This is a genomic window from Pseudomonas sp. P7759 (assembly GCF_013386445.1).
Lineage (GTDB): Bacteria > Pseudomonadota > Gammaproteobacteria > Pseudomonadales > Pseudomonadaceae > Aquipseudomonas > Aquipseudomonas azotoformans_A.
The window spans coordinates 1-304 of the sequence record NZ_JACART010000166.1 but is presented as its reverse complement, the minus strand read 5'-3'; the positions used below and the strand labels follow the sequence as shown (position 1 = coordinate 304).

Genomic DNA, 304 nt, shown 5'->3' with positions numbered 1-304 from the left:
CCCACAACCTCAACCCGGAAGACCCTGCCGTACTCGACAGCCTGGGCTGGGTGAATTACCGCCTGGGCAACCTCGACGAAGCGGTACGCTTGCTGCGCCAGGCGCTGGCGCGCTTCCCCAACCAGGAAGTCGCTGCTCACCTGGGCGAAGTGCTGTGGGCCAATGGCAAACAGCGCGAAGCACGCCAGATCTGGGAAAAATTCCTCAAGGAACAACCCGAAAGCCCCATCCTGCGCGGCACCATCAAGCGCCTGACCGGATCCGAGACCCTTTAAGCTTATGTTCTTGCGCCACGTTGTTATTT

The 304-nt window shown here is 60.2% G+C and carries 1 protein-coding gene; it reads left to right on the top strand.

Going from position 1 to position 304, the window contains the following annotated elements; all coding sequences use genetic code 11:
* Positions 1 to 275: M48 family metallopeptidase (locus tag HX823_RS31820; RefSeq protein ID WP_177078626.1), on the top strand; the 275-nt coding region annotated here is incomplete at its 5' end.
* Between the last annotated feature and the right edge of the window lie 29 nt (positions 276 to 304).